This is a genomic window from Cellvibrio fibrivorans (assembly GCF_031457055.1).
Lineage (GTDB): Bacteria > Pseudomonadota > Gammaproteobacteria > Pseudomonadales > Cellvibrionaceae > Cellvibrio > Cellvibrio fibrivorans.
In genome coordinates this window covers 89,904-112,435 of the sequence record NZ_JAVDVX010000006.1, presented here as the reverse complement: position 1 = coordinate 112,435, position 22,532 = coordinate 89,904, and the positions used below count along the sequence as shown (strand labels likewise).

The following is a 22,532-nucleotide window of genomic DNA, read 5'->3' as shown; positions in this document are numbered from 1 at the left end:
CTTCCCGTTTCAGGTTAATTCACCAAGCGGTAACTTAGTAGCAACCAGCGTTGATGCGTGTATTGCCATCCCATGCACATTGACCGGTGATACAGTCAACCAAATTGTTGTTAAAGCTGTTCGTTGCATGGCTGAAAATGGTGAACCAGCCACCGTCGTCCCATACTGCAGTCGGATAGTTGCGCGAACGAGCTTCCAGCGAGTGCATTTGTTGGTACCACAAACGAATGTTGTTGCAGGTCATGGTGGGCTTGTTCTTGGCCCAGCCTACCCCCCATTCACTTACATACACTGGCATACCTTTGCCGACCGAATCAGCCCAATTTTTTACCCGCGTCAGAGGATCAGCGATGGTGGCAGTCGTCCAGGCCATTGCATGGTTTCCGTCTTGACCGGAAAAGGTGAAGGGCTCGTAGTGGTGATGGGAGGCCATTATGTAGGGATCATTACCGTTGCCGACCGGGCTCAGGTCGTACCACACGTTACCCAACTCGTAAGACCCAAACCATTGGTTGCCGCCAATCATCACAATACGCTGTGGATTTACTGCGCGAATCTTTTGATAAGCCCGGCCACTCATCGCGCGGATGTTGGCGACTGGCATTGCACTACCATCAGAAAGATGTGGCTCATTCAGCAACTGGAACATCAGGCGCGTGTTGCGATTGCCAAAAATATCCACCACGTCTTGCCACAGACGCTCAAGTACCGCGGCGCGGTTGTTGTCTTTCAGGCCGTATTCGTGGTGGGCGTTGATGACAACATGCATGCCCGGCAGGGAGAGCGCATAGTCAACCGTCTGCTGAAGTTGTGCGAGCCTTGGATGGTTGCGGTCAACCACTCCAGTAAGTTGGTTGGCTAGGCGCGAACCGTTAATGGTTTCAGTCCAGGTAACCGGGATGCGCACATTACGGAAGCCTTTGGCGTAGTAAGCATCGATTTTGGGTTTGGCATTGGCGAAGGTTGACGCGTTCTGCTCGCCTTCGAACATGTTCCCCAAATTAAAGCCTGCACCCATATCCGTTGCTGCTTGTGCAGCAGTTTTCCATTGGCTGGCCGGTGCTGAGCTGGACGTGCTTGTGGCGCTGGATGAACTTGGAGTAGATGTGTTTGTGCCAGAAACGATTTCAATCCAATCCAGATTGAATCCGCCCACCGCCATAAACATACCCAGGTCGTAGGTGCCGGCCTGGATAGTCACGTTAGCCTGGATGGTCTGGAAGTTTTGCCAATCGCCGGTGTTGGGGATCACCATATTGGTGAGGAAAGTTGCGCCGCTGTTTAGATCAACTGCAAATTGGGCCCCGGTATTGGGGCTCGCAACCCGTGCGCGGATGGTGTACTGGCCGGAGGTTGGAATGACAACATCAGTAAATTTGAGCCATTCATTGGCAACGATCCAACCTACATTAAATCCGCCACCCGCGGCCAGTGCTTGTATATCCACTGCGTCGTTACGATAGGCTGCGCCGCTATTACCGGCTGTGGTATCAAAGAACTCATCGTAGTCTTCCGCTTGCAAGCGGAGATTGGTGCCTGCCGCCACAGATGACCTGCTGGATGAGCTTGCCGCACACTTGTCGGTCAGGCTAAACCAATTCAGGTTCCAGCCGCCTGCAGGTACAACAATGCCCAAGCCCTGTGCACCGCCGGGCAGGGTGATATCGCGAGTGATGGTGACCCAGTTTTGCCAGCCGCCAGTGTTGGGTACCGGGAGTGTGTCATAAGTGGCACCTCCACCCGATTTCTCCAGCACCAGCACCGAGCCGGTCACTGCGCTCGCTACACGGTATTGGACGGTGTAAGTACCCGCGCAGGGCAAGTTGAGCGTTGGGTAAGAAATCCAGTCGCCGGCATCGGTATAACCCACATTCAGTCCGCCGCCGGTATCGGTCGTCGCCTGGGTTTGGATGCCGAGCATATTGTTAAAGCTTTCGGCCTGGACAGTGGTGGTCGCAGCATTGACCTGTGCAGCTAGAAGGCCAAGCAGCATGCCTCCCACAGCAGCAGTGCCCCTGAGGGCTTTTTGAGCATCAAGATATGTAGTCATTTGGAAAACCTCTATGAATTTATTATTCGGTGTTGTGCTGCTGGCGATTGCCGATCAGTTTTGGTAATGCATCCTCTTTGTTATTCCGTTGTATAAGGATTCAAGCCAGCTACCCGATAGTAAATTTTGTGCAAGCCGACGCGCGCCAGAAGTTGCACAGCGTCAAAGTTGGTGCGCACCAGCTTCGCGGCGAAACTGGCACCTGTAGTTTTTGTGCTAAACAGCCACTTTTTTATAGAGCTGGTTCAAATTTTTAGCATGCGGCGGGATTTATAAAACAAGGGGAATAAAAAAGCCCCGGTAGTGAGTGGATTACCGGAGCTTCGTTTAAGGTCGAACGTTATGACAAAACAGTTAATGCAATCTGCTCGATATCAAGCAAACGACCCTTGCACAGGCTTCTGCTTGTGGTCTTCTAATACGCTGTCGGATGCGCTTGCAGATAACCTAAACACTCGTCCACTTCATTCGCAGAGCCCAATATTACCGCCACTCGCTCATGCAATTGTTTGGGTTGGATTGCCAAAATCCGCTGCTGTTCACTAAAGGCTTTTCCGCCGGCATTTTCAATTAACAGTGCCATGGGATTTGCTTCGTACAACAGACGCAATTTTGCCGGTTGTTTGGCATTGCGTTTATCTGATGGGTATAAAAATATGCCGCCGCGCGTAAGCACGCGGTGCACATCGCCCACCATTGCCGCGTTCCAGCGCATGTTGTAGCGCTTCTGGCGCGGGCCGGTTTCGCCGAGGATTAAATCCCCAATATAGCAGTGCATATCGTCGTTCCAGAACCGCGAGTTGCTCATATTGATGGCAAATTCCTGGGTGTCTTTTGTGATCTGGATATTATCTGCCGTTAATAAAAAAGTGCCCTGGGTTGAGTCCAGGGTAAAGCAGCGCGTGCCTTTGCCGGTGGTAATGGCGAGCAGGGTTGACGGCCCATAGAGCACATAACCGGCGCAGACTTGTTGTGTCCCCTGCTGGTTAAATTGCAATTCGCTGTTGTGCGGAACTGAATCGAGTGCGCGGTAAATACTGAATATAGTTCCAATCTGGCCGTTGATATCGATATTGGATGAGCCGTCAAGTGGATCAAAGGCCACCAGATATTGTCCCTCTGGATTGGCCGCGACGACGCTATCTTCCTCTTCCGAGGCGAGAGCCGCTACAGGTGCACAGGCGAGTAATAAGTCTTTCAATAATTGGTTGGATATGACATCCAATTGTTTTTGGGTTTCGCCCTGGATATTTTCATCTTGCGTGGAGCCAAGCACGCCCGCGAGTGCCCCCTGGCGCACGCGGAAGGCAATTTCTTTGCTCGCATTGATCACCGTTTCAATCACCTGGATTAAATCGGCGGCAACTTCATCGCTGCGCAATACACTGAGTAAATTTTTCATGCAATTACCTGTAGCGGTTTTTCGTTTTAACTAGATATAACGGTTGAGGCAATTTAAATCGGCAAAGGATTGTTCCAAACGCTTAACCATATGCTCTTCGCTTTGGCGCAGCCAGACGCGCGGATCGTAATATTTTTTGTTGGGCTTTTCTTCACCCTCTGGGTTGCCAATCTGGCTTTGCAAATATTCAGCGTTGGCTTTGTAGTATTCCATTGTCCCTTCCCAAAATGCCCATTGGGTATCGGTATCGATATTCATTTTTACAACACCGTAGTGGATCGCTTGGGCAATGTCGTCTGCTTCAGAACCTGAGCCGCCGTGGAAAACAAAATCCAGGCTGTTGTGCGGCACACCAAATTTTTCACTCACAAAGGTTTGGGAGTTGCGCAAAATTTCCGGCGTGAGTTTTACATTGCCCGGTTTGTAAACGCCGTGCACATTGCCGAAAGACGCCGCTATAGTGAAGCGGGGGCTTATGGGGCGCAATTTCTCGTAGGCGTAGGCCACATCCTGTGGTTGGGTATAGAGCGCGGAATTATCCAGATGGCTGTTGTCCACACCATCTTCTTCACCACCGGTGCAGCCCAATTCGATTTCCAGAGTAATGCCCAGCTTGTGCATGCGCGTTAAATAAGCGGCAGATATTTCGATATTTTCCTGTAACGATTCTTCCGATAAGTCAATCATGTGTGAACTGAACAGCGGTGCACCAGTTTGCGCAAAATGTTTTTCGCTTGCATCGAGCAGTCCATCGATCCAGGGTAATAATTTTTTCGCGGCGTGATCGGTGTGCAATATCACCGGCACACCGTAGGCTTCTGCCACTGTATGTACATAATGTGCAGCGGCGATTGAGCCTAATATCGAACTACCTTGGCCATCGAGCTTGACACTTTTGCCGAGAAAAAACGCGGAGCCGCCCTGCGACAACTGCACAATCACCGGCGAATTCACTTTGCGTGCCGCTTCGAGTGTAGCGTTAATCGTATTGGTGTTGGCTGCATTGACCGCGGGATAGGCAAAACCGCCGGCTTTGGCGGCATTGAATAAGGTTTTTACGGCATCGCCAGTGGCAACGCCAGGGGCAACGAGGTTCGCGAGACTGTTCATCATCAAATCCTGAGCTGTGGTTGATTTTTTGTGATGACCGAGTTATTCGCCGATTGGATTTTTTTAGTTTTTCTTTTTTATGTCGAATATAAATTTATGTGCACGACTTCATTTCTCGTTGCACTGACTCGTAGGGGCGCCGCTTGCTGCGCCCAACTCTCGCCGAACGCGCCCAAGGTTTTCTAGTCATCAATCTCCGCAAGTTCCGACGCCTGTTCGCAAATCGCAACAAAATGCCCCGGGTCCAAACTCGCACCGCCCACTAACAGACCATCGATATCTGCTTGCTGTAATAAATCGCGCGCATTGCTTTTGGTTACGCTGCCGCCGTACAAAATGCGCACGCGATTGGCAGTAGCTTCATCAAAAATGCGCGTGAGTTCTGCGCGGATAAATTGATGCACTTCTTGTGCAATTGCGGGTGTTGCTGCAAGGCCGGTGCCAATCGCCCAGACAGGTTCGTAGGCGATGCACAGGTCTTTGCCGTGCAGGTCAATACCGGTGAGGCCGCCGCGCAATTGTTCACGCAATACTTGCTCGGTGATATTGGTTTCGCGCTGCTGTTGGTTTTCACCGACACAGAGCACCGGCAATAATTCGTGGTTCAAGGCAGTGCGCACTTTGATTTGGCAGCCCTCGTTATTTTCCGCAAACATCGCGCGGCGTTCGGAGTGGCCTATTAAACACAGTGAGCAGCCCGCTTGCTTGAGCATTTGTGCAGAGGTCTCGCCGGTGTAGGCGCCTGATTCGTAGCGGCTCACATTTTGGCTGCCGATTTGCAATTCGGAATACTGCAAAAAAGTCAGCATATCGCGCATATACAAATAGGGTGGGCAGATGGCGATTTGCGCCGCAAAGTGTTTGCCGATAAACGAGGCCACCGAAGTGCAAATCAAATCCAGACCGCCGTTGAGTTTCCAGTTGGCGATCACTATGGGTTTACGTTGTTTCATGAAATCTACTCAAAAGAAGATGTGCACAAGGGTGCGTCGATAAAAATGGGTCGTCGGCGATTGGCGAGCTGATAAGTGAAAATGCTACACAGCGGAATGAAATCGAGCAATAGTCGATTGAAATTATATTGCTTTAAATTGGGTTTTTTTAGAAATTAAATCCTAAATTATCGTGAAAAACATGTGTAAACGTTTCATTTTTGTACATTCACAAAATGTAATCGTTTACATTTTGTGAATGTTTAGTTGTTGGCCGTGAGGGGTAGGTCGTTGTCGCTGGGGTCATAAAATGCGTAGTTGTTTTTGCCCTGCCGTTTGACGATGTACATAGCCTGGTCAGCATGTTTGCGCACGCTCAGTGCGTTGTCGCCATGCTCGGGGTAGAGCGCTATGCCGATGCTCATGCCGATTTTTTCCAGCACTCCGGGTTGTATTTCGATGGGGGCTTGTTGTGCATCGAGAATTTTTTGCGCGATGCGTTTGATGGTGTCGATATTGCCGGCGTGGTTGAGGATCAATAAAAACTCATCGCCACCCAGACGTGCGACCACATCGGAGTCGCGCACCAATTTGCGCAGGCGCGCAGCGATAGTGACCAGCACTTTATCGCCCGCATCGTGGCCGTAGGTATCGTTGATGGTTTTAAATCGGTCGAGGTCGATCAACATCACCGCAAATTCTTTGCCGCCCACCGGGGCTTGCTGGATAAGTTCTTCCAGTGCACTTTCAGCTGCCTGCCGGTTGCTCAAACCGGTGAGGCTGTCTTTTTCGGCCAGCTCGCGAATGCGTTCTTCGGAATATTTGCGCTGGGTAACGTCGTACATCACCCCTTCTACAGTAGCGCCCTGTTGGGTATTGCCCGCGGGCGAAAAAATGCAGTGGACCCAGCGCACCTGATTATCTTGTTCGGTGCGGATGCGCAAATCGGCGGAGTGTGGACGCTTGCTGATCAAGGATAATTTAATCAGCGATGAAGCTTGTTCGTGGTCGAGAAAAACGCGCGCGATAATATTGTCATCACCTGTTGCAGACTGCGGTATTTCGGTTAAGCCGGTGAGATGAAAAAATGCCGGATTGGCGGTGACTAAAGTACCTCGCTCGCGCACTAAAAAAATACCTGCGCTGCTGTCTTCAAAAATGCCGCGAAAGCGCGTCTCCAATAATTCTACGCGATGGCGCAATTGCCGCTCTTCCTCAAGCATGGTTTCAACGGTGTGCAGGAGGGCATTGATATCGCCTGCGAGCAAGCCGATTTCATCCCCGCGGTGTACACCAGCCACATCAAGCCGGTTGCCATCGCCGGGCGTGATGCGATGCAAACGGCCGGAGAGATACGACAGCGGGCGCGTCATCATCCAATACACCAGAATTAATACCAGCAATGCAACTACAGCGGCTTGCGCCGCTAAACCTATCGCAGTAGCCATGGCGGAATCGCGTGCGCGCAGTGCAATGAGCGGAAAATTGGGCACCACGGCGAGCTCGCCCACCTTTTCTTTTTCATCGAAGGGCGCGTTTAGGCTAATCGAAATCAATTGCTGTTTTGCATCGGCATTGGTTCGACCGTGCTGGCCAATAATTTCCTTGTTGGCAACAATTTTTGCGCCTACCACTATATCGTTTTGCGTTAACCCGGTGACCACTTGCTGCGCGAGTTCACGGTTGCCAACGTAAGCTGCAATAGCTGCAGTTGCCTGTACGGTTTCCAATAATTGTTGTACCGAGCGCTCGCTGTCGGCAAAGGATTTTTCATAACTGCGCTGGTAAAAAAATTGTGATGACAAGAGCACAACAAAGAGCGCTGCGGCAGCGACACTAAGCGAGACTTTAATGTGCAGGCTTTGGATATTCATTCGTGCGAGGGTAACTCCGTTACAATTTTTACATTCTTGGGTAGCGCCTGGCGTGTGACATACGCAATCGCTTCGGTATTGCGGGCCACTTCAGCAATCAAGGTTTGTTCATCGACCAGTTGTTTGGGGGGCGACATACGCCCGGCAAAAATCAGTGTGGCCCAATAGGCATCTACCTGGGCTTCATTTTTGCCGGTGAGGATTTTGTAAAAGTGGGCGCGCAAGGGTGTACCGGTTTTTAAATCCAGGGTTTCGGCTGACTGCCCGTTGGGAAACGCGGAGGCTCGACCCATAAACAAATCCATTACCTGTTTTTTTTCCAGTGCACTGACGGAATTCTGCGCGTTGACGATCACCAGTATCTCAGCCTGGAGTTGGCCGCTGAAGATCAGCGCTGCGATCAACATAATCACTTTCGCCATTAGAAGAGCACATCCCATGCAAGGCTAAGGACAACAGGTTTTTGGTCTGCAAGGATCGGCTGGGTATTGTCAGTGCGCAACCAGAGGTTGGTGCCGGTTTTATCTACGTCAAATTGTTCCAGTTGGATTTTCAAGGCCATTTTTGCAGTGAAATCCCAGCGTGCGCCTACACCATAACTGCGCTGCTTGATACGCACACCATTCAGGGTGCGCTCGGTGGCAGCAACCAGGTAATCCAATTGGGATTGAAAGGGCTCAGGCAGCACAATGGAGGGATAAGGTACGTAAACCGATGGGTTTTTGGGTTCCGCATAACCGGCCAAACCGTAAATGCTCAGGCTACCAAAGCGCTTGCCCAGACTGGCATAGGCGTGTTTGCCGCTGGCAACCAGTGCCAGCTCCGACCCCAATTGCAAAAACTCACCTTGAAACCACCAGTCGTTGTTGTCGTAGTTCACACCTATCTGGTTGTAATCAAAACTTTTATCAAGGGTTTCCAGTTCGGACATAAAAAGCGTGGCGGGCGGCCATATCGAAGCCACTTGTGCTAATCCCTCGCGCAGGGGTTTGGCGTGGTCACTTTTGACTTTCACTTTGGCGTAGGTGTAGCGCAGCTTCCAGTAATTCCATTCCATGCTAGTGCTGGCACCATAGAGATCGAACTCCACGTGAATGCCTTGGTCGTTATTGAAACCGGTGGGATATTCCTCATCCGAGTTGCCGTAAAACGCTTTGATATTGAGTGCGGCATCGCCCAGTTCAATGCGCTTGGTAACGTCTGCACCGTCAAAATGATAGAGGGAGGCAAGGCCGTAAAGGTCATGGGGCGGGCGTACCCAAGGGATGGCATAACCGACTTGCCGATACTCAGAGAGCATAAACACATCGGCGCCCAAGCGCCCCAAGCGCAGATCCAGGCCATCGGTGGGACGATAGCGGACAAATGCCCACTCGATGGAATTGGCGAGGCTGTTATTAAAGCGGTCTTTCGCCACCAGCTGCACCATGGTACCCCATTCGGGTGACCAATCTCCCTGCCATTGCAGGCCGAGCAGGGAGTCGCTTTTCCAGCTGCCGCTATGCTTGTAGGCGCCGTCATCTTTGGTGATGTCGCGTCTGAACACAAGCTTGGGGTTATCGCTCATCGCGATACCCAGGGTGGCAAAGCCAGAGAGGCGATGCTCTGCATCAGCGCTTGCGAGTGGTGCAACACACACTAGCAAGAGCGCTAGTAGTGGCGGGAAAATGCGATTTTCAAACATCATGGGAAAGGCAACCTGAAAATCCGCTAGTGGCTGGACATCAACATTGATGGAGGCATGGACTGAGTATAGCCAGCGAGCCGTGCTTTGCAGGTTTACATTTGGGCGATGTATTTGGACAGTGTTTCGAATTTTTCCGCATCGTTATCGACAAAGCGGATAACGATTTTAACTACGCTGGTATCGGGACGGTTCTCGCCCGCCTGGATGCTGTGGACATAGCCGTTGACGCGCGCGAGGTTGCTGCCGTCACCAGTTTCAATATCGACGACGGCCTGCTCAAACACCGTGGGCAGATCATCTGTCCGCTGCATTAAACAGCTCATCAGTTGCAATGACATCTCGCGAATAACACAAGCAAAAGTGCGGTTGTTAGAAAAGCGCAATTGCGCCTTGCCTTTGGCGGCCTTGGGAGTTTCTACTGCTTTAATGACGGGGGCTGAGGGCGCTGCCGGTTTTGCGCCCAATGCGCCAGCGCTGTTATTGGCGAAGGGATTAATGGGTTTGGGGGCAACCGCTTTAGGTGTGCCACCTCCACTGCCGGTCAATACATCCACCGAGGCAAAGGCAATCCCTTGGGTGCTGGCGGTACGCACCGCTTGCGTGGGTGATTTACCGGCAAGTTTCAATTGCTTGAAGACTTTTTTCAGCAGCTCTTCAGCCGAAAACGGTTTGGTTAAATAATCGGATACGCCCAGTTCGATCGCCTTGACGATATGGTTGCGGTCGCCGCGGCTGGAAATCATCACGAAGGGAATAGTGCCGTCGTGGGGCATGGCGCGTACGGCGGTGAGCAATTCGGCGCCGGTCATATTGGGCATTTCCCAATCGGAGAGAATCAGGTCGACCGCCTGGCCTTTGAGTTGCGCCAATGCCCGTGCGCCATCGGGAGCATCAAATACTTCCACGCCGGGAATTTTATCGCGCAGTTGTTTTTTGATCATATCGCGGATAAAGGTGGCATCGTCCACCACCAGAATACGAATGCCCATAGGTCATCCCTCTAACGATTATCCTTTTAGCCTAGCCCAGCTTTGATAATTTGCGCGCAATCCCGGGCAGGTAGAAATACCTAATCACGCGCGTGCATGCAGGTGGCGGATGGGTGTATCGAGGCAGGTTTCGTCGTCGCGGAAGTCGCCAATTTGCGCCGCTTCCACCGCGATACGCAGCCAGTGTTTCAATTCGGCTGGTTGGTCGAGCACTTCATTGGGCAGTTGGAAGAAGGAGGATTCCACATTAATTGCCGCGCGCGGCTGGAACGCGGCCATGCCTTTTTGCTGGTAAAGCGCGCGCGAGTGTTCATCGGCGCGGAAATAGAGGTGGTCGTTGATCACAATGGCAAACTGCACGCCGCGATAATAAATGCCGACACCATTGAAAATCCGGCGATAGGAAACCTCTGCCACTTGCGACAAGCGGGCAATAATGCGATCCAGATACGCATGGCTGAGGTTCATTGGGTGATTTCCTATCCTGACTATTATTTAAAAAGCCCCAAAACTTTATGGAGCTGCGCATCCGTTTGCAACGACCTGCTAAGATCGTTTTCTGCGCCAAAACGAGGATAGTTGAATTTTTGACTATATACAGTTTACTGCTGAAAACGGGCGTATTTATGCAAATTGGGTGTGACGAATAAATACTGCTATAGTGCCCGGCTTTTTTAGGTTCAGGATTTGCTTATGACCAACAATGATATTCTCCGCCGCCTGCGTTTTATTTTTGATTTTGGCGATGCGCAAATGATGGCGCTGTTTGCATCAGGTGGTTTCAATGCATCGCGCGAGCTGGTGAGCGATTGGTTGAAAGCGGATGATAAACCCGACTACAAAGAGTTGCGCGACGTGCAGTTGGCTATCTTTTTGAATGGCCTGATCAATAAAAAACGTGGCAAGCGCGAGGGCGAGCAGCCCGAGCCAGAAAAAAGACTCAATAACAATATTATCCTGCGCAAATTAAAAATCGCGTTGGATTTTAAAGATGAGCAAATTCTGGAAGTGATGGAACTGGCTGGTTTTCCCCTGAGTAAACACGAGTTGAGTGCATTTTTCCGTAAGCCTGGGCACAACAATTATCGTGAGTGCCAGACACAAGTACTGCGTAATTTTTTAAAGGGCTTACAATTCAAGATGCGTGGCAGTGCCGTTGATGCAATGGAGCCTGCGTCCGAATAATACGTCGCTTACATTCTAAAGTCCGTACTAACGAAATAGTTCGTTCTAAATGTATGGCCTCTTCATAACAATTGCTTCCGTTCCAGACGAGATTGCTGGATTACACTTTTAAGTACTCCTACTTGTCACGTGTTGATCCAGTTCATCTGCTGCGAGTCATTGTTATGCGCACTTATATCCGCCACCCCACATCGATTCCCATTCAAGTCTGCGCCGGCGGCGACGAAGACTCGCGCGTTCGGGTGCGCAATTTGAGCGCGGGTGGCTTATGTTTCATCACCGATAAGCCGGTAAAAGTTGGCACCCTGGTCGAATTTGATATTCCGGTCACCAAACCGGATTATCACGGACGCGGTGTAATCGTGTGGCGCCGCGAGCAGTCATCGACGAAATATGAGGTGGGTGTGCGCTTTACCAGCGACGATGAGTTTTTCCGTACGCGCATGGTGGAGCAGGTGTGCCAAATTGAGGATTATCGCCAGCGCCTGGCGTTAAAGGGTCGGCAGTTGAGTAGCGAGGAGGCGGCACTGGAGTGGATTGAACGCTACTCGGCGAGTTTTGATCATCACGCGCAGCATTAATAAAAGCAGGTTATCGAAAAAACAAAACCCGGCCATGAGCCGGGTTTTGTTTGTTGATGGCATCTTAGTCGTGTTTTTGATGGAAGGGTGCGAGCCAGCAAATCAGAAAAGATGGAATAGTTGCTACCATCACAAAAATAAAATAACCGGTATAACCCATCGCTTCCTGCAATACTCCACTCACCATACCGGTGAGCATCATGCACAATCCCATTAGCGCTGTGCCGAATGCATAATGCGCTGTCGTGTATTTGCCGGGAGCGAGCTGCTGCATCAAATAAATCATAAAGCCCACAGAGCCAATACCAAAAAAGAACTGCTCAACTATGACGCCGGTAGCTATCAATGCGTAGCTTTCCGGTTGGATAACGGAAAGCAGTAAAAATGTGACATTGGGAATATTAATCGCGCAGCAAAGAGGGAAGAGTGCCTTTTTCAGTCCTTTTTTGGCAACATAAAATCCGCCGATTAAAGAACCAATGATCATGGCTATCAGGCCAAAGACGGAATAGATAAGTCCAAATTCCTGATTGGTTAATGAAAGTCCTCCATTTTCCATTGAGTCTTTCATAAACAACATGCTGGGTGCCAACAAAAAACCATAGCTGAGACGGAACAAGAGTGCGAAACCAATCATCATCCAAATTCCTTTTTTCTGGAAGAAGGTGATGAATGCATCAAGCAGAGTTGCACTTGCTTCTTTCACACTTGTGGGGGTATTTTCAGAGCGCGAGCCATCGGGCATAAATTTCCAGTGCCAAGCTGCCATTGCCAGCATAACGGCACCCAATAACGCGAAGGCAATTTGCCAGGATTGAGTCCAGTCAGTGCCATTTACCAAGGGATCGTGACCAAAAACATTTTCATGTAAAAAACCGGTCAAAATAATTAAGCCGCCGGTAATTGCCAGTTTTCCAAGGTTCCAGCTTAAGCTTTGCACGCCGCAATACTGCGCTTGCTGTTTGCTGTCCATAGAGGTGACATAAACCCCGTCGCTGGTGATGTCCTGTACTGAGCCGATAAAAGAAATTACCCAGAACAATACAATCATGGGAAGAAAAAAACTGGGAAGATTCAGTGCCAGGGCAACACCGATAAATCCTATACCTTGTATGATTTGGCTGGCGAGTACAAAAAACTTTTTGGTTTTATACATCTCCAAAAATGCAGCGAACAGTGGTTTTATTGTATATGCCAAACCGAGGGCGCTGGCATAACCTGCTGCCTCAGCATTACTCATTCCGAGATTGCTGAACATAATTACGGCGGCTGCGGTAAGAATGTTGTAAGTCAGCGCCATCGTAAAATAACCGGTTGGCACCCAGAGCAAGGGATGTTTAGTTTTGGCGGTCGGCGTTATAACAGAGGCGGAATCAATCGCAGAATCAGAACTCATGGTCAGTACCTTGTGTTTTTTCTTGCTGTTGTGTTTTTGTGGTAACGGCGACCTGCTCGTGTGTGTTGTTTCAGGTATTGGTTTGCGTTACTCACTGCCACTGGTTTTATTTTAGTCGGCGTAATCCATGCCTTGATTGTTACTCCGCTTTGGAAACAGAGGCCACTTTTTCTGAAAGTGGCCTCTGCGATCTCTCTCACCTGATCAAGCGGTTGATGCTGCTTTATTGGGTGTTACTTTTTTTATTGCGATGTTAAATCGCTATTTTTTAACAATTAATTTTTATTGCTGCGGTAATGCATTTTTTTACGGTGTTCGCGCGCAATTATTTGCCCGCTTTGTAGGTTTCTGCGGCTTTCAGGATTTCTGCGCGCGCTTCTTCCAGATCACCCCAGCCAGCGACTTTTACCCACTTGCCTTTTTCCAGGTCTTTGTAGTGCTCAAAGAAGTGTTCGATTTGCTTGAGAGTGATTGCGGGTAAATCTTGCAGGGTTTTTACTTCGCTGTAGATAGTAGTCAGTTTGTCGTGCGGTACCGCTACGATTTTCGCATCTTCACCAGCTTCGTCGGTCATCTTCAGCACGCCCAGCGGACGGCAGCGAATCACAGAACCGGCTTGCACTGGCTGCGGGAATACTACGAGTACGTCTGCAGCATCGCCATCGCCACACAGGGTGTTGGGGATGTAGCCGTAGTTGCAAGGGTAGTACATAGCAGTGCTCACCAGACGGTCAACGAACAGCGCATTGCTGTCTTTGTCGATCTCGTACTTGATACCGGAATTCATGGGGATTTCGATAACTACGTTAAAGTCATCGGGCAGGCTTTTGCCCGCAGGGACAAGTTCAAAACTCATGATGCGTTCCTGAAGTCTATTGATTGAAAATTAATGAATTGAAACGGGTTAATCTGCTGCACCGGGTGGAGCAAGAATTCTTTGAGCTAATAGGCGGCGGATTCTACCACAACAAAAAGGCGACGATAGCGGTGACCACCAGGGTAGCGGCGATCAGTGCCAGCCATGCGTTGCGGCGGCCGTTGCTCAGGCTGGGTTCGATGCGGTTGCCGGGCGAAGTGGGGCGGGTTTTCCAGCGCTTGGGTTCGCTGCTGGGTAGTTTGCGCTCAACTGGTTTGCTCAGCTCATCGATCGGTTTGCGGATGCGGGTTTTGTTGTCTTCGAGGTCGGGTGCGACTATGCGGAAAGTGTAGACATCCAGGCGTAAGCGGTCGCCATTGTTGGCGGTGGCATTGTCGATACGCAATTCATTGAGGAAGGTGCCGTTGGCGGAGCCGAGGTCTTTAATGCGCAGATGGTTGCCTTCGATGCTGATTTCGGTGTGGCGGCGCGATAAATGGGTGCCGGGGATTACAATATCGCACTGGTTGCCGCGCCCTATCACCGTGCTGCGCTCAGGCAGCAATATAAAATGCTTTCCCGCCAGCCAACTGCTATCGGAGACGAGCCGCCAGGGGGCGCTGTAGGTGTCTTTGGCTTTATCGGGCAGGCTGCGAGGATCGAGTACGATAATGTCGCTGTTGCCGATTTTGATAATATCGCCAGGCAGGATTTCTTTTTGGGTGATGCGCTGGCCATTGATGAAACAGCCGCTGGTGCTGTTGTTATCTTTGAGAAAGTATTTGGTATTTTCCTGAATGACCTTGGCGTGCAGTGGGTCTACACCGTCTTCGTCGATGATTAAGTGGTTGTCTGCTGCTCTACCGATAGAGAAGAGTTTTTCGACGACCCACACGGGCGGGCGTCGATTATCCTTAAAATGGAGTTTGAGCATGGCAGATTCCGTATTTTGTCGTCTGAATCATTATTTGTGCTGCTATCTACCCTGAAACTGCGGATTTTGACGCCGATCCTGTGATCTGAATGACCTTATCATCGAATTCTATTAACTCATACCCTAAAGGGCAATCAAATGGCTGATATTCCTGAGTACGTAACTCCTCATGCTCCCCCCCAACCAAAAAATAGAGTGGTTATTCACTACTGCAATATGTGCCGGTGGATGCTGCGTTCAGCGTGGCTGGCGCAGGAGTTATTGAGCACCTTTGATGGCGAGCTGGACGAGGTGGCGCTACATCCTAGTACCGGTGGAATATTCCATGTGTGGCTCAACGGCCAGTTGATCTGGGACCGGGTTAGCGACGGTGGTTTTCCGGAGGCGAAGGAACTAAAACAGCGGGTGCGCGATCTACTCTGCCCCGAGCGCTCGCTTGGTCACAGTGATGGACACACGAAAAAGGCAGACTGACTTTTGTAACAAATCGTTTCAGGCGCCCTGAGTTGATGGCCTTTTTACTGTTTTAAATGGGGGTGGCTGGCATAATGGCGCCACCCTGCTGGCTGATAGACAACTGGCTCGTCCCTCTTAACATCCTGTCGCTCAGGGAAATTTCACCAACCGGATTTTTTCATGCAGACACTTTCACGTTTTTATCTGTCGCTCAACCGAATTTATCGCGCGCTTGTTATCAACCGTCCCTATCATGTACTGACGACGCTGGTGTTGCTCACCATAGTTGCTGCGTTTGGCATGACTAATTTCAAATTGGACGCGTCCGCTGACTCACTCACCCTGGAGCACGATACTTCTATCGATTATCTGCGTGAGGTTTCCAAGCGTTACCAAAGCGGTGATTTTCTGGTGCTCACTTATGCACCTAAAGCCGATATGTTTTCCGATGAGTCGATTAATACGCTTAAACAATTGCGCGATGAACTGGCGAGTGTTGATGGTGTGGCAAGCGTCTATTCCATGATCGATGTACCGCTGCTATACAGCCCAATGCGCCCATTGGCGGAACAAAAGGAATCGACGCGTACCTTGCTTACACCGGGTGTCGATCGTTCGATGGTCAAGCAGGAATTTTTAACCAGCCCGATTTACCGCGATATGTTGCTGAGTCCCGATGGGACGACATCGGCGATTTTGCTCAACCTAAAAGTGAACAATCAATATATCCAAATGGCGCGCCATCGCGACGCGCTGCGCATGAAACGTGACAAGGAAGGTTTGAGTGAAAGCGAAGAAAAAGAATTGGCGCAGGTATCGGCTGAGTTTTTGGATTACCGCACTGCAACTGCCGCACAGGACGCGGCGCGCGTGGAAATTGTGCGCGGCATAGTTGCTAGATATCAGGATCGCGCGCAAATTTTTCTTGGCGGCGTAAGCATGATCACCACCGATATGATTGCCTATATCAAAAGTGATCTGGTGGTATTCGGCGGCGCATTGGTTGCGTTCATTATTTTTATGCTGGCATTTTTATTCCGTCAGTGGCGGTTTGTGGTGCTGCCGCTCGCAACCTGCTTGATGTCAGTGACCTTGATGCTCGGTTGGCTGAGTTGGATTGATTGGCGGCTCACGGTCATCTCATCCAATTTTGTTGCGCTGTTATTAATCATGGTATTTGCATTCACCATTTATGTCGTGGTGCGCTATCGCGAAATCCATGCGATTGATCCCGATATGGATCAAGCCGATATAGTTCTGCAAACTGTGCGCGATATGGCGGTGCCCTGTCTGTATTCGGCATTGACCACGATTGTGGCATTTATGTCGCTGGTGATGAGCGGTATTCGCCCGGTAATTGATTTTGGCTGGATGATGACCATTGGATTGGTGGTGGGTTTTATTTTAGTGTTTGTGGTGTTGCCTGCAGGTTTGATGATTCTTCCGAAAGGCGAGCCCAAAGATCGCGGTGATAATTCCGCAGCGCTCACAGTTCGTTTTTCCAAGCTGGCAGAATTTCACGGTGGCAAAATTTTATTGCTCGCGCTGATTACGGTGCTTATCAGTGCGTGGGGCATCACCCGGTTGGAAGTGGAAAACCGCTTTGTCGATTATTTTAAAAGTGACAGCGAAATCCATCAGGGTTTGAGCGTAATTGATCGCCAACTCGGCGGCACAGTCACACTCGATATTATTCTTGATGCCGATAAAAACACTATCGATATTGTTGAAGCCGATGCGAGCGATGAAGAAGATCCTTTCGCTGAAGATGGTGGCGATGCTGCTGGTGTTGATGAGTCTGCCGACGAAGAAGATCCCTTTGCCGAAGCGGGCGATGAAGATGCTTTTGCCGATGATGCCAGCACTCCCACTACCGCACCAAGTTATTGGTTTAGTGTCGCCGGGTTGGATCAAATCAAACAATTACACAATTATTTGGAATCGCTGCCGGAAGTGGGCAAAGTTCAATCGCTCGCGACCGTTTACCAGTTAGCGCATGACATCAACAAAGGCAAGTTGAACGACTTTGAATTGAATGTGCTGCGCAACATGCTCTCCGACGATATCAAAAACTTTTTGATTACCCCCTACCTTGTTGATGATGTACAGCAAACCCGCATCACCCTGCGTGTTATTGAAACCACGCCGGACTTGAAACGTGCCGAACTGGTGGAAAAAATTCGCCAGTATGCGTTAAAGGATGTTGGTCTTAAACCGGAGCAGGTGAATTTCACCGGCATGTTGGTGCTCTATAACAATATGTTGCAGAGTTTGTTTGCATCGCAAATTGCAACGATCGGCGTGGTGTTTGTGTCAATCATGCTGATGATTATCGGTTTGTTCCGCTCATTTAAAATTGCGTTGATTTCAATACTACCCAATATCCTGGCGGCGGGAACTGTATTGGGTGCAATGGGCTTAGTGGGCATTCCGCTTGATATGATGACAACAACTATTGCGGCGATTGTGGTAGGCGTCGGGGTTGATCAAGCGATCCAGTACTTCTATCGTTACCGGATCGAGTTTGCGCATGACCAAAATTATGTTGAGGCGATGCATCGCTCACACGCATCGATTGGCCGCGCCATGTATTACACCTCAGTCACTATTATTGTGGGCTTCTCCATTTTGATGCTATCGCAATTTATCCCTTCGATTTATTTCGGTGTGCTCACTGCATTTGCTATGTTTATGGCGATTGTTGGGTCGCTAACTTTGTTGCCAAAATTAATTTTGATGCTGAAGCCATTTGGTCCCGGGAAATAATTTGTGCATAGGTTGACAATAAAAAAGGGCGCGAATTTCGCGCCCTTTTTTCTTTTGATATCAAGCAATCGATTAATACTATTTAGGCTCTAGGCGAACGTTGTCAAAATAGTATCCATCGTTCGTTCCTGCTGGACGATTGAGTCCCATGCCAATTTTGATGGTACCTGTAAGCGCAGCTCCTTTGGTTGGATCTACGGTCAAGGTGTAGGTTTTCCACACATCAATGTCATCCCAAATAGTGCCAATTTTGGAGTGGTATGCCGGGTTGGTGTCGCCTGCACCACTAGTGATACTGGTGCCAGCAAGGAAAATAAAGTCCTTGTAGTAGTTGGCTTCTCCATTAGTCAATCCGAGTGTATTTCTGGGGAAGTAAGCGTCTAATTTCACGTTGTAGTCTGCCAGGGTTTTTCCTTCTGGCAAACTAACTTCCATGATAGGCACTGCATTGTAATTACCTACGACTACTTTTAGCACGTTCACTGAGCTGCCGTTAGCCGGGAGTCCGGTGACTGAGGCAATGGTAACGACTGTTGCGGTTAGTTCTCCCGGATTCCAGCTAGCGCCTTCATAGGTAGCACCAGCGGTATCGCTCTCAAAATCGACACTGAGCTTGGTCGCCGCGGCAGAGCTGGAGCTGCTGGATACTGAACTCGATGCGGGTTCTGATGAGGCGGCGGGAGTAGAGGAGGCAGGCATACTTGACGCCGGCTCAGATGACGCAGGAGTACTTGATGCCGGTGTAGATGATGCGGGCGTACTTGATGCTGGAGTAGAGGATGCCGGTGTGCTTGAGGCTGCAGGAGTACTTGACGCCGCAGGCGAGCTGGAGCTTAGCGCAACGGAGGAGCTGCTGCTGGATTTCTTGTTGTCACTACCACCACAAGCAGTCAAAGAGGCCGCCAGTGTAATAATTAATGGAAGATGTTTTAGCATGTTAAAACTCCTGAGGGTAACGTATCTGCCCGGGTAGGCAGTATCGGTAACGCGTTATTGTTAGTGTTGCTGGATATTTGATTGCTAAAAAATATAACTAATTGATTTTTATTTAAATTATTGCTTTTTTAAAAGCCTGCATACTTGTATTTCTGCAGTAAATGAAACATAGCACACAAATGTTCTTTGTGACTATAAGTCGAGTGCTTTTTTCTGTGGAGTAAATTGGGGGGGCAAAGGCTCTAATCCAGAGCCTTTGGGATTTTTATCTATCGAATTACCAATCCATCAATGCTTTCAATTGTGGTACCAAATCTTTAGCCATTGCCGCATGTTGTTCTTTGGTAGGGTGCGCATCCTGCGTATCGCCAGGATAGTGGTTAGAGGTAACTTGATGCACGCGCGAGTCGTTCACGCGTGAGATCGCCTCGCGGATATAATCGATTAATGCTGCTTTTTTATCGCCATTGAGAATGGCTCCTTCCGTCAGCGCGACATGCGCCTGCGGATGATTCGCGAGCAATTTATTGATTAATTTTACATAGGCGGTCACATAGGCTTCGCGTTCGGGAATGCCTTGGCTGAAATCGTTGGTGCCTATGGCACTGACAATTAAATCCGGTTGATACTGCGTGTGATCCCATTTCATTATCGGGTCGTTATCGCCCACTGCAAACTCATAAAAATCTGTCAGGTTTGCGTCATCGGTTTTTCCATTCCAGCTGCGTACCAAACCGCGCCCGCCCCAACACACCAGATTCACCTGCGCATTGAGTGTTTTGCCAGTAAGCATGCCGTAGGATTCGCGCGCATTCCACCAACGGCTATTTTTTTCTTCGCCTGTTACGCGGTCAATCGCTTCGCCACAAGTAACGGAATCGCCCAGCACCAGCATTTTGCGCTTAGGTAGTAGCGGCGCGGATAAAAATTTCTCGCCTGTGAGCGTGAATTGTTTGAGCTCGACCTGGCCTTGCCAATTTTCAGTGCGGTGAATAATTTCCACAGAATGTTTGGCATCCTCCGTAAACCTGAATAATTCGACAGTTTGCGGTTGGTTGGTAATCTTGATGGTAGTCGGTGAACCATTGTCGACAATTACGTCGACCCATGAGCTGCCAGTCGAACTCTGCAAATCGGCGGTCAGGGATTTCCCCACAACATCGGTTTTAACGCTGACGCCGGGGAAACCCAGCAGCAGGCTTTTATCGCTGTTGATGTGGGTGCGTCCCATAGTGGCAATTTCGGTGTTGGCGGCGGGAATGGTAATCATAACGTCGTTGTGTTTTTGCGGGGCGTTGGTGCAGCCAGATAATAAAATAGTGGAAAAAAAAAGAGCGATGGAAATCGGAAGAAGTTTCATGATGGCTACCTTGCTGTAATAATTTGTTGGGTAGGCTGGGCAATTTGCCCAGCGCCATGAACATTTATTGCAATAATGCGTTGATATCCGGTGTCATTGCATTGGCCCAAACTTGATAGCCTTTGGGGGTCGGGTGCAGGTAGTCAGCCATTATGTCGGGCGAAATATTGCCATCTTTTTGCAGCAACAATGGGCCGTAATCCTTAAAGAAAATCATTTTGTTGTCGCCCAGTTTGGAAATAATCTGGTTGAGCTTTTTGACCTTGCGGCGATTATCCGAACTGGGCGCCTGATCAAACGGAAATACCGCATTTAATAATATTTTGCTGTTCGGCCAGGCCAGTTGGAGTTGTTGAACCACTTTGGTTACACCTGCGGCAGCTTGCTCAGGTGTTTCTTGCAATGCGCCGACATTGTTAACGCCGATTAAGGCCACAATCAATTTCGGCTGGATGTTGCCGATAGCACCATGTTGCAAGCGCCAGAGCAGATTGCCGGTGTGGTCGCCACCTATAGCAAAGTTGGCCGCTTTCAGTGGCTTAAAATTTTTCTCCCAGATTGACCAGTCCCAGCCGGCTGTAATTGAGTCGCCAACAAAAAGCACATCGACTTGATCGTATTGCGCAACCACTACATCTTCGGCGTGCATCTTGTCCCACGCCGAAACAGACATCCAGTCGTATTCGACAGTTCGTTTGGTTGGTGTTATGCCAGAGGGTGGTGTAGGTGATAGGGCGCCACTTAATTGGCACAAGAGTGTAAGTCCGATGCCGACACAGAGTTGCGCTAGATTTTTTTGATGCAATTTCATTGTGACTATTCCTGCTCAATAGTGGTTGAAAAATATCTGCCATTAGTAATCACGTTAGAGAAATGATTATTGGCAGCGCGGTATTGCAGGCCGTGTGTTTTTTTGTACTTTTATTTCATGCACGAAAATGCGCTTATATTTTTAGTTTTTCAGATGCTAACTTTTTAAGCTTAGCCGCTCGTTGTGCGCATTCAAACTTTGCACACCAGCGATGTTTAGAATCAAATCGAGTAATTCATCCCAGGGTTCGGCGTTGCGCATGCCTTTTACGGCCTTGTCTATTCCATTGGCTTTGCGCAATAGCTGTTGTAGCTGTGCCGGCTTTAAACGGCGCAGTGCTGCCTGGATTAACGGCTGGCGTTTATCCCACACCCCCGCTTGTTTTGCCGCCCATTCAAAATGTTTACCCTGTGCAACCGCCTGCGAGATTTGCACTAGCGCGCGAATTTCGCGTGTGACTGCCCAGAGGATATTGATCGGTTCAGTGCCTTCGGTTTTTAACCCTTGCAGCGTGCGCACAGCGGCGCGGGCATCGCCATGCAGGGCTTTGTCGGTAAGGCCGAAGACATCGTAACGTGCACTATCAGCGACGACTGATGCCATCATTTCATAGCTAATGCGATTGTCAGTAGTGAGCAGTTTTAATTTTTCAATTTCCTGCGCGGCAGCGAGCAAATTGCCTTCAATGCGCGAGGCGAGTAAATCGATCGCATCGCTGTCGGCGTGCAAACCGGATTGCTGTAGGCGCACGCCAATCCAGCGCGGTAATTGTGCCGGTGTGACTGGCCAAATCTGGATATGTTGGCCGGCATCTTCAATCGCTTTAAACCATTTACTTTTTTGCGTAGCGCCGTCGAGTTTTTCGGTGACGATTAATAACAAATTATCGGGGGCGGGGGATTGCGCATATTCTTGTAGCGCCTTGCCGCCTTTGTCGCCCGGTTTACCTGAGGGCATACGCACTTCGATAATTTTTTTCTCGGCGAAAAGTGAGAGGCTGTTGGCAGAGGCAAGCAATTGGCCCCAATCAAAACTGGTATCTATGTGATACAGCTCGCGCTCACTAAAACCATTTTTGCGTGCGGCGGCGCGGATCTGGTCGCAGCACTCTTGAATCAATAAAGGTTCATCACCCGACACCAAATAAATCGGTGCCAATTGCTTGGTGAGCGCAGCCCCTAATTGTTCAGCGCGCAACTTGGGCATG

General features: G+C 49.7%; 20 protein-coding genes. 4 read left to right on the top strand and 16 right to left on the bottom strand.

The annotated features are described in order from the left end of the window. Window positions 1-34: 34 nt before the first annotated feature. The 9 genes from J2X05_RS15885 to J2X05_RS15845 form a co-directional block, all read right to left on the bottom strand. Window positions 35-2,050, bottom strand: coding sequence for a carbohydrate-binding protein (locus tag J2X05_RS15885; RefSeq protein ID WP_310074243.1), 2,016 nt, complete (start codon window positions 2,048-2,050; stop codon window positions 35-37). Between the two features lie 415 nt (window positions 2,051-2,465). Continuing rightward, window positions 2,466-3,452 carry a class 1 fructose-bisphosphatase gene (locus tag J2X05_RS15880; protein WP_310074240.1) on the bottom strand — a complete coding sequence of 329 codons (987 nt, stop codon included), beginning with the start codon at window positions 3,450-3,452 and terminating at the stop codon, window positions 2,466-2,468. A gap of 30 nt (window positions 3,453-3,482) precedes the next feature. Then, window positions 3,483-4,562, bottom strand: a complete 1,080-nt coding sequence (fbaA, locus tag J2X05_RS15875) for a class II fructose-bisphosphate aldolase (protein WP_310074239.1) — start codon at window positions 4,560-4,562, stop codon at window positions 3,483-3,485. Window positions 4,563-4,744: 182 nt separating this feature from the next. Continuing rightward, on the bottom strand, window positions 4,745-5,515 hold the full coding sequence (tpiA, locus tag J2X05_RS15870) for a triose-phosphate isomerase (protein WP_310074236.1): 771 nt from the start codon (window positions 5,513-5,515) through the stop codon (window positions 4,745-4,747). A 242-nt stretch (window positions 5,516-5,757) separates the two neighbouring features. Continuing rightward, window positions 5,758-7,368 (bottom strand): diguanylate cyclase domain-containing protein, encoded by a 1,611-nt coding sequence (locus J2X05_RS15865; protein WP_310074233.1) that lies wholly within the window; start codon window positions 7,366-7,368, stop codon window positions 5,758-5,760. Then, a complete protein-coding gene (locus tag J2X05_RS15860; RefSeq protein WP_310074230.1) occupies window positions 7,365-7,790 on the bottom strand; it encodes a hypothetical protein in 426 nt (141 codons plus the stop codon). Before J2X05_RS15860 ends, J2X05_RS15865 begins: the two co-directional genes overlap by 4 nt. After that, window positions 7,790-9,055: a hypothetical protein gene (locus J2X05_RS15855; RefSeq protein ID WP_310074227.1), complete on the bottom strand. Its 1,266-nt coding sequence runs from the start codon at window positions 9,053-9,055 to the stop codon at window positions 7,790-7,792. The genes J2X05_RS15860 and J2X05_RS15855 overlap by 1 nt, the downstream gene beginning before the upstream one ends. A 92-nt stretch (window positions 9,056-9,147) precedes the next feature. Next, the gene (locus tag J2X05_RS15850; protein ID WP_310074226.1) at window positions 9,148-10,044 is read right to left on the bottom strand and encodes a response regulator; all 897 of its coding nucleotides are present in this window, start codon (window positions 10,042-10,044) and stop codon (window positions 9,148-9,150) included. An 84-nt stretch (window positions 10,045-10,128) separates the two neighbouring features. Beyond that, window positions 10,129-10,512, bottom strand: coding sequence for a TfoX/Sxy family protein (locus J2X05_RS15845; protein ID WP_310074224.1), 384 nt, complete (start codon window positions 10,510-10,512; stop codon window positions 10,129-10,131). A gap of 225 nt (window positions 10,513-10,737) precedes the next feature. On the opposite strand from J2X05_RS15845, the gene J2X05_RS15840 reads away from it, so the two are divergent. Next, the gene (locus tag J2X05_RS15840) at window positions 10,738-11,229 is read left to right on the top strand and encodes a YehS family protein (protein WP_310074221.1); all 492 of its coding nucleotides are present in this window, start codon (window positions 10,738-10,740) and stop codon (window positions 11,227-11,229) included. Between the two features lie 164 nt (window positions 11,230-11,393). Further along, complete coding sequence (locus J2X05_RS15835) at window positions 11,394-11,810, top strand: PilZ domain-containing protein (RefSeq protein ID WP_310074218.1); 417 nt, start codon at window positions 11,394-11,396, stop codon at window positions 11,808-11,810. 64 nt (window positions 11,811-11,874) lie between these two features. Here J2X05_RS15835 and J2X05_RS15830 read toward each other — a convergent pair whose 3' ends face one another. The 3 genes from J2X05_RS15830 to J2X05_RS15820 form a co-directional block, all read right to left on the bottom strand. After that, window positions 11,875-13,206 carry an MFS transporter gene (locus J2X05_RS15830; protein ID WP_310074215.1) on the bottom strand — a complete coding sequence of 444 codons (1,332 nt, stop codon included), beginning with the start codon at window positions 13,204-13,206 and terminating at the stop codon, window positions 11,875-11,877. A gap of 325 nt (window positions 13,207-13,531) precedes the next feature. Continuing rightward, window positions 13,532-14,062: an inorganic diphosphatase gene (ppa, locus tag J2X05_RS15825; protein WP_310074213.1), complete on the bottom strand. Its 531-nt coding sequence runs from the start codon at window positions 14,060-14,062 to the stop codon at window positions 13,532-13,534. A gap of 103 nt (window positions 14,063-14,165) precedes the next feature. Beyond that, entirely contained in the window at window positions 14,166-14,996 is an 831-nt protein-coding gene (locus J2X05_RS15820) for an FHA domain-containing protein (protein ID WP_310074209.1), read from the bottom strand. 138 nt (window positions 14,997-15,134) lie between these two features. Here J2X05_RS15820 and J2X05_RS15815 point away from each other — a divergent pair, with 138 nt between their 5' ends. Next, entirely contained in the window at window positions 15,135-15,470 is a 336-nt protein-coding gene (locus J2X05_RS15815) for an Rdx family protein (RefSeq protein ID WP_310074206.1), read from the top strand. 162 nt (window positions 15,471-15,632) lie between these two features. Next, entirely contained in the window at window positions 15,633-18,218 is a 2,586-nt protein-coding gene (locus tag J2X05_RS15810; protein ID WP_310074203.1) for an efflux RND transporter permease subunit, read from the top strand. Window positions 18,219-18,296: 78 nt separating this feature from the next. Here J2X05_RS15810 and J2X05_RS15805 read toward each other — a convergent pair whose 3' ends face one another. The 4 genes from J2X05_RS15805 to holA all read right to left on the bottom strand — a co-directional run bounded on the left by J2X05_RS15805 (window position 18,297) and on the right by holA (window position 22,531). Beyond that, window positions 18,297-19,154, bottom strand: a complete 858-nt coding sequence (locus J2X05_RS15805) for a hypothetical protein (protein ID WP_310074201.1) — start codon at window positions 19,152-19,154, stop codon at window positions 18,297-18,299. Between the two features lie 277 nt (window positions 19,155-19,431). After that, window positions 19,432-20,514 carry a bifunctional acetylxylan esterase/glucomannan deacetylase AxeC2 gene (gene axe2C / locus J2X05_RS15800; protein ID WP_310074198.1) on the bottom strand — a complete coding sequence of 361 codons (1,083 nt, stop codon included), beginning with the start codon at window positions 20,512-20,514 and terminating at the stop codon, window positions 19,432-19,434. Window positions 20,515-20,578: 64 nt separating this feature from the next. After that, the gene (locus J2X05_RS15795) at window positions 20,579-21,325 is read right to left on the bottom strand and encodes a GDSL-type esterase/lipase family protein (RefSeq protein WP_310074195.1); all 747 of its coding nucleotides are present in this window, start codon (window positions 21,323-21,325) and stop codon (window positions 20,579-20,581) included. 156 nt (window positions 21,326-21,481) lie between these two features. Then, the gene (holA, locus tag J2X05_RS15790) at window positions 21,482-22,531 is read right to left on the bottom strand and encodes a DNA polymerase III subunit delta (RefSeq protein WP_310074193.1); all 1,050 of its coding nucleotides are present in this window, start codon (window positions 22,529-22,531) and stop codon (window positions 21,482-21,484) included. Window position 22,532: the final 1 nt, after the last annotated feature.